At 60.5% G+C, this 8,277-nt stretch carries 1 protein-coding gene; it reads right to left on the bottom strand.

All coding sequences use genetic code 11. The features are described from left to right. The coding region (locus K9B32_RS23685; protein ID WP_224566623.1) for a peroxidase family protein at positions 1-8,232 on the bottom strand (8,232 nt) is incomplete at its 3' end. Positions 8,233-8,277 lie beyond the last annotated feature (45 nt).

Here is an 8,277-nt window from a genome sequence, read left to right as displayed (position 1 = left end):
AAGCGGATCCGAGCCACCGTCATCGGAGCCATCATCGCCTCCGCCGTCATCGCCACCACCGTTGTTCTGGCCATTGTCGTCGCCGCCAGACTGGTCGTCGTCGTCATCGTCATCGCCGCCGGACGAGGTGTCATCATCGTCATCATCATCGTCGCCGCCAGACTGGTCGTCGTCGTCATCATCGTCGCCGTCGTCACCTCCCGGGCCGCTGTTGTCATCATCGTCATCGTCGTCATCTTCGTCATTGAGAGGCTCGGTTTCGAAGATGTGTTCAGAAAGGCCCGTCAGGCCGGTATTGCGGGCCACGATATCGGCGAACTCCTGGCCGTCGACAAACTCCTCGTAGAAATCGAAGTTGTCGAAACGGTTCAGGTAGTAGAAGCGGTCGGCTTCCTGCAGGCGATCGAACTGCTCCTGCAGCACGACCCAGAAGGTTTGCCCGACCATGCCACCGTTGATGTGCTTTTCGGCGAGACCGCCGACCCAAAGATCAACACGGTCGATGCCCTTGACGATGCCGGTGCCGTCTGCCTGGATCGCAACCTGAATGTCAGGATTGATCGCCTGGAAGCTGGCAATATCGCCCGCCTGCAGCACGAGATCGGGATAGGCCTGGCGGAACTGGTTGATCACGGTGTCCGACAGGCCATTGCGGGCCTGGAAGTCCTCCCAGGACGTGTAGGCCGAGAGCTCGCCGACATAGCCGAGCGCTTCCCTGATGTAGGGATCGGTCGATGCCGCCAGATCCATGCGCACCTGGTTCAAAGTACCGAGCCCGACATCCCAGGCGCGGGCGACATTGAAGGAGAACAGGTCGGCACTGATGCGGACGAGATCGTTGCGCACCGCGTCGACGATGTTGAAGTCCACTTCCTCCGCATCCTGAGAAACGATACCGCCGAGGATCGAATTGACACCGAGCTGCTCGTAACCAGGTTGTGGCACGTAGCCGGGAGGCAAAGGGCCCTTGAAGACGCTTGGATCATTGCTCGGATTGAGGAAGGCGTCGAAGAGTGCAACCTGCCTCGGCTCGCCATCCGGCCCGATCACGGTCATCGTCTGGCCGATCAGCGAATGGCCAACGCGATAGACCGCTGCTGCGAATTCGTGCGAGATCGCGGCCGTGGCATTGGAGTTGTATTCTTCGAAGCCATGAGTTCCATCGCCCCGGATGCCGCCGATCAGCATATCGGCAAACTCGGTGAACACGACACGCTGATACTCGGCCTCATTCACCATCTTGGCGGCCTGGAAGAGCTCTTCGGCCGTTCCCTGGAAGCCAGACTGCTCCAGAAGTTCCACATGGAAGTTGTGATTGCGCGCCCAGATCGTGTGCATCGAGGTCAGCGCAAAGTTTTCGTTGCCACGCCCATCGCCGACGACATAGTGATCGAGCAGGCTGATGAACGGGTTGGTGTCGAGGAGCAGCGCATGGCCACTGCCCATGAAGTTGGACGTCATCTGCGGCAGCATCGCCTCATTGATGTGACCGGTCGCATCGACCAGACCAGCGAAATAATCGCGGAAGCTGATCTGTCCGCCTGGCACCGCCGGATCATGGAAGATCGTATTGGCCTGCCAGTGATGCATGATCAGTTCACGCAGCGTCGGTAGCAGCCGGAACTCAGTGTTGGACGGATCCACCGCACCCTGCAGCAGGTGCGAACCAAAGCCCTGGTTCCCATCGCTCTCACGCAGGAACTGACCGATCAGCTCATGCGATCCGTAGGCCTGGTTCTGGTCGACAAAGGGCGAGGTCTTGTTGAGATGCTGCGTCACGCCATTGTCGTCGATGTCGTAGACGGTGCCACGTGTCAGATCCGCGGGGTTCCCGGAACCAGGCGCTCCATTGCCCGGCGCACCGATCTGGAGCGTTCCGTTGCCGCCTTTCGGCAGGAAGTCGAGGCCATGATCGAAGTACTGGCCGAACGCCATGAAGAAGATGTTGGCGTTGGCCGTGTTCTTCGCAAGGTTGGCTTCCTGGGCTCCCAGCACGTTGCTGATGCTGCGTGGATCGAGCCCTTCAAAGATCGGGTTGACCTGATTGTTGCCGGTCGCCGGATCGTATTCGCCAAAGTGCGCATTGGTGATCCGGATGAACGGCTGGTCGGCGGCACCCCAATCAGGGTTGCCTTCGTTGTTGCCATGGCCAGACAGACTGCGCACGCCACCGAAGCCTTCAGTGTCGTCGTCATCCTCGAAGGCAGGCAGCCCGTTCACCAGGTTCTTGAGACCCGCGAGATCGGCTGCCGTGAAGGCAAACGGTCCTAAGTTCGGGTCGTCATCCGGGGGGACGAACTGCGGCGGGACGACACCAGTGAAGGTGATCGAATGCGTGCCGTTCGACAGGGTCCTCGTTCCGTTGACGTTGTCGCTCAAGGTGTAGCCGGAGATCACCGACCCCGGAGCCAGCTCGACCACGTCCTGCGGGCGCAGGGTGCCGATGATGGTGTCGTCACCGCCATTCGAGCGGAAGACGATGCGGTGCTGCGAGTCGAGACCGGTAATGTCAACCGTGTCGTCGCCGCTGGTGCCGTCGATGGTGATCGTGCTCGGATCGAGATCCGACCCTGCGAAATCGCCAGAGACCACGAAGGTGTCGTTGCCACCACCGCCGTTGATGTCGATCTCGTCCATCCCGGCCAGTTCTGCCACGACGATCGAAGGCCCGGCGCCGACGCTGCGGGAGATAACGATTTCGGTAGTGGCCTGGAGGGAGCTGGCAGGCAGACCGGTCCGAGACAGAAAGTCCGCCTCGGTTTCGACGAAGAATGTCTCATCGCTGTTGTCGCCGCGGACGCGGAAGCGGTCAGTGCCAGCGCCACCATCGATGATGTCGCGGCCGTCGCCGACTTCCCACGCAATCGTGTCGTCGCCAGCGCCGGCGTTGATCACGTCATCACCCAGACCGCCGACGAGGTCATCGTCGCCACCGAGCGCGTTGATCGTGTCGTTGCCGCCAAGCGCGTCGATAGCGTCCGCGCCTTCGGTTCCCGTGATGATGTCGGCACCTTCCGTGGGAATCGTGTCTGGCAAGCCCGCTTCGACTTCGGCGAGCGTTACAACAGCATCGTTGAACTGGAAGTTCTCGATGCTGATGACGGCATCCTCTTCGGTCGCGCCAACCACCTCCAGCTGACCTTCGGCGTTGATCTCGAAGGTGAAATCGGCCCGATTGCCGGCAAAGACAGCGGTATCGTCGCCTTCGCCGCCGTCGAGAATATCGTTGCCGCCACCGCCCGTGAGGGTATCCTCTCCCAGTCCGCCGAAGATTTCGTCGTCGCCTGCGCCGCCTATCAGGTCATCGTCTCCAGCCAGGCCGAAGATGACGTCGTTGCCGCCGAGGCCGTCGATCGTGTCGTCACCGGGCGTGCCGACCAGTACGTCATCACCTTCTGTCGCCACGAGATTGGTAGCCGGAACGAGCGGGTCGGTTGGTATTGAAGCAACCGCATACGGAATGCCCCGCGCATCCGTGTAGCGGACGATGGCCCGAATACGGACGTCTGCCCCGACTTCGAATTCGCCATCGTTTGCCGGCGTGAACGACGGACCGCGAAAGCCGGTATCGACGAAAACGCCCGGATCCGTTTCGATCTGCCATTCGATCACCAACGGCGGAAAGATTTTGCCGCCATTCGGGTTATCCGCATCGGTGACATTCGCCAGGGAACCATCGGGATCCATCTGCACTCTGAGAAGCTGCCCAATCTGAGCCACCCCTTCGATAAGAGGGTTGCCCAACGGCGCATTGTCGTCAACAGGAACGAGTTCCACGGTCTCATCGGCGAATTGCAGGCGTTCGATGTTGCTGACTTTGTCGATGCCATCGTTCACGGCAACGCCAGCGACCGCAGTATCGACGAGATGCCGAACGGTCGTCTGTTCGTCACCGTCACTGGCGAAATCAAGGCCTTCGATCGCATATTCGCTCCGACCGCCCCGGAAAACCGCCGTATCAATATCGCCGGCGCCATCATCGGTCCTGATCTCGCGCACGATATGCATCTGATCGGGGCTGACGACGCGATTGACCAGCAATTCGAAGAGTGACTTTCCGATCCATGCTGGTTCAGGAGCTTCCGCCGCTGTGAACACGTGCTTCATGCTGTCGACGGAGGCGATCTCATCCGCTTCCACATTGTCCGATCCCGCAGTTATGCGGATCCTGACGTTCAGCCAACGATCGCCATCGAGAATGTCATCGCCACCATTGCCCTGCAACAAATCGTGGCCGCCGCCGCCGAGCAGGATGTTGCCGCTCTGGAAGAGACCATCCGCATCGAGTTCGACGATCTCGGAGAGCCCGGCAATGCGATTCAACCCCGCCGCATCGAGGCTGTCATTGAAGAAGATGTTCTCCGTCGTCGCGACAGTATCGCCAGGCGCGATCACACCAAATGTGCGCTCGTCGCCAATCAGAGTGTCGTTATGGTCCCAGCCGGACAGCGCCTCGATCTTGTCGAAGCGGTTGCGCAGAACATCCTCCTGTTCAGTCGTGAAGATCGGAATGTTCATATCCGCATGGGCATTGCGAGCAACGTCCTTGAAGATCGCCCAGTCGAAGCCGAACATACCTTCATTGCGCATGACGCTCTCGCCCTGCACCATGATGTCGTCGCCGGACTCGCCGTCGAAGTCGTTCTCGTCGTTGCCGGCGAACATGACGTCGTGGCCGTTGATGACGCTGTTGAAGAACAGTTCCGAATTGTCCCCTGCCGTCGTATCGAAGCCGCCGGCGCCCTCGATCCAGTCGTCGCCTTCATTGCCCATCAAAAGATCGACGCCTTCGCCGCCTAGGATGAAGTCGTCACCCTCGCCGCCGAAGACTTCCGTGTCGTCGACGCCGACGAAGATCGCATCCTTTCCTTTGCCGCCCATCAGGACATCGATCCCGTTGGAATTGGCGATCACGTCGTTGCCTTCGTCGCCCTTCAAAAAGTCGCCGGTATCGCCGCTGTCGGTGATGATATCGTCGCCGGCACCGCCATTGACGAGGTCGACGCCGGCGCCCGATTCGATGCGATCGTTGCCGGCATCGCCCCAGATGCCGTCGTCACCGAAATCGGTGATGATGGTGTCGTCATTGTTCGTACCGCCAACGACGATGTGCTCGCCGCCGGTGAAGCGCAGATAATTCGGGTCCGCACCTAATGTACCGGGATCGTTGCGCACTACCTTGCCGAGCCCCATGGCCTCGAGCGCGGCGTCGGTGCCTAGCGGATCAACGCCTGCCGCCGCGCCATTGTAGTCGGCCTGGTTGGCGGAATTGACTTCGAGGACGAAGTCGTACTTCGCGAAGGAATCGACGCCGATATGGCGATTGATGATGTCGTCCGCCGTGCCGCGGATGCCGTCTGCCCCTGGCTGAGAAATGTCGGTGTTCGCCATGATCATCTTGGCAAACGAGTTCTGCTCCAGCATGTTGAGGAAGTTCTGGCCCTGCGTGCGGGTCAGATAGTAAAGGCGATCGCCGTCCTGCAGCGCTTCAAGCTGCGCTTCGAAGACCGCGTTGAAGGTCGAGCCCAGGAAGCCGCCAAACGGCATCTGCTTTTCGGCAAGGCCGCCAATCCAGAGATCAATGGTATTGAGGCCGCTATTGCCGGCGTTCCACGTTCCGGTGCTGTTCAAGAAGTCCAGCCGATCACCCGGAACCACGCTCACCGTGCCGGAGGGCTCGCCGAACACGAGAGCCCAGGCGGCGTCGCGCTTGCCGGCGACCGTCGTTTGCGCGGTGATCGAACTGTGGGTGCCATAGGCAGCAATGAAATTCACAACCGAGATCGGGTTCTTCAGATTAGCCGCGAAGTCGGTCCAGCTGTCGTAGGGCGTCAGGAAGCTCGAACCGCTCGCCGCAAAGAGTTGACTGCGGGCCTCGTTCAGCGACGGAATGCCGGTATCGCGTCCGCGCGCGATGTTGATCGTCGCAAGGTCGAGCGGAAGGCCGAGCAGACTGTTGCGCAGTGCACCGGTGATGAATTCGTCGATCTCGTTGCCGCGCTCGACGGTCATGCCGCGAACGATGGCGCCAGCCGCCTCCTCCGCCGTTAGTGCGCCATCATTGTTGAAGGCAATGGGGTTCAGGAATGCCGTAATCAGTCCCATGTTGTCAGTGCCGGTTACGACACCATCCTCGTTGATGAAGACGCGCGGCATGTTCTCCGTCAGCATCGAATGGCCGAAGCGATAGACGGTGTTGGCAAACTCCGAGAAGATCGACGGATTGATGTCGGTGATGTTGTTGAAGACGAACAGGTCGATCGCCGGCTGGACCTTGCGGGCAAACTCCTCGAAGACGAGGTGTTGGTACTGCATCTCGGTCGCGAAGCGGGCACCCTGGAACAGACGCTCGCCGTCCCAATCGAGACTATCCGCGAAGGCGAGTTGTTGAAGCGCCGTCATCGTCGCAAAACCATCGGGCAGCCCCGTGATGTCGCCAACCAGCCATTCGTTGATGAAGTCAAGATCGCCGCCCTGCAGAATGATCAGCTTCTGGGAGTCGATCTGGCGGTTGTGCTCCGAGTGGAAGATATGGTGGACGGTGGTCAGGCCGATGTTTTCGTTGCCGCGGCCGTCGCCGGTGATGAAGTGTCGGTCGAGCAGCTCGTCGTCGTAGGCAACCTTGCGGCCGCGGAAGTCCGTGGCGATAGTGTTTCCGGCGACATCGTCGGCGTCTGCCGTGACAGGCGTATCACCGAGAGGGCCTTCGGGGCCGTCCGGATCGTAGACGGTGTTGGGCACGGCATTGTGAGCGATGTCGTCGAGGAAGGCGTGCCCCGTGCGAATGGCGCCGGCCGCGAAGGTGTTCACCGGAACGAAAGGCGTGCCGGCAACCGGATCGGCTGGGATGCCGGAAACCGTGATGTCATCTTCCGTGTTCGGTATTCCGTCCGCGCCCATACCGATGATGACTTGCGCGTAACCGGTTACCGGATCCGGGATGAAATTGCCGTAGGCATCCGTGCGCAGGAGCGGAATGTTCAAAACATCCAGGTCCGTCAACTCGATACCGAGCATCAGGGCCTGCGCTTTCACGTCGGCCCAGGTCGGCAAACCGTTCTGGGTGGTGACGGCGCCTTCCGTGTGGGTGCCATCCAGCAGCTTGCCCGTTGCGACAGGCTTGCCGTCGGCGTTGAGCTTGTACTCACGCAGGAATACCTGATGGGATGCGTGCGAGGTATAGGTCTGGTTCTGATCGACAAACGACGTTGTCGTATTGGTCTGCGTGTCGCCATTCGGAGTCGCGCGGGTCAGCACCATGAAGTTGGTACGAGCGTCATCCGGCGTGCCGGCGATCCCGTCCGGTCCCTCGTCGTAGAGGGGATCGTCAGGCTGCAGCGGAATATAAACGGTGCCGTTGCCTCCCTTGGTGATCAGGTCGAGACCGTGATCGAAGAACTGGCCGAAGAATGTCATCCACGCGTTGAACGGCGCGGACAGGCCCTCATCCGGCGCAACGTTCGGGATAACGAGCGTCCCTTGATCGTTCACAGTAAGACCAAGCTCTTCGGCGAGCGCTATGAATGCCGCAGCAGGATCGAGCGCGACCTCTTGTGCATGGATGAGAGCTTCTTCGGCGGCGGTAAGTGCTTCCGCCGCGTCCTGGATGTCGTCGATCGTTGTCGGGATGGCCGGGTTGTAGGCCAAGATCGCAGTGTCCAGCGCATCATTCGCTGCAGTGACCTCGCCTTGGGCAGCGACAACTGCTGCGTCGGCTTGAGCCTGCGTCACGCGAGCGGCAAACAGACGCTGGAGATCAGCTTGCGGGTCTTCGGAACCTGCGAATGTCAGCGCAGCGAAGAGTGCCGCGGGATTGGTGACGCCCATGTCGACGACGAGGTTGGAGATGATGCGCGGATCGGCGTCGGCGACGTTATTGGGAACGCCGTAGTCGCTGTTCGTCACTGTCGTACCACCCAGGGGCATGGTATCGCCATCTGCATGGTTCACCAGGGTCCCGTCGAGTAGCCTCGGCATCGCTTGATCTGCCGCGCCCCATGTCTCACGGCCCGGCACAACACTATTGTAGGTTCCGTCAACCGTCCTCAGACCGGCAGGAACATGTGGATCGGGAATGGCAAGCAGGGCACCCGGCGTCCCCGCCGAAACGACGTCCCCATCCGCATTGACATAAATCTCGGTCAGCGGCGTGCCGCCGGCATGCGCCTCAGCAATCTTGATCTGACGCAGAATGAAAATCATGTCCTGCAGATTCAGCGTAAACGCAGTCATTCCCCTCTCCTCTCCGGGCGCAAATCCCCACCCCCCCCGACGGAA

This window comes from Rhizobium sp. 3T7, assembly GCF_020166565.1.
GTDB lineage: Bacteria > Pseudomonadota > Alphaproteobacteria > Rhizobiales > Rhizobiaceae > Rhizobium.
The sequence above is the reverse complement of the archived record's forward strand: the minus strand, read 5'-3'. Positions and strand labels throughout refer to the sequence as shown.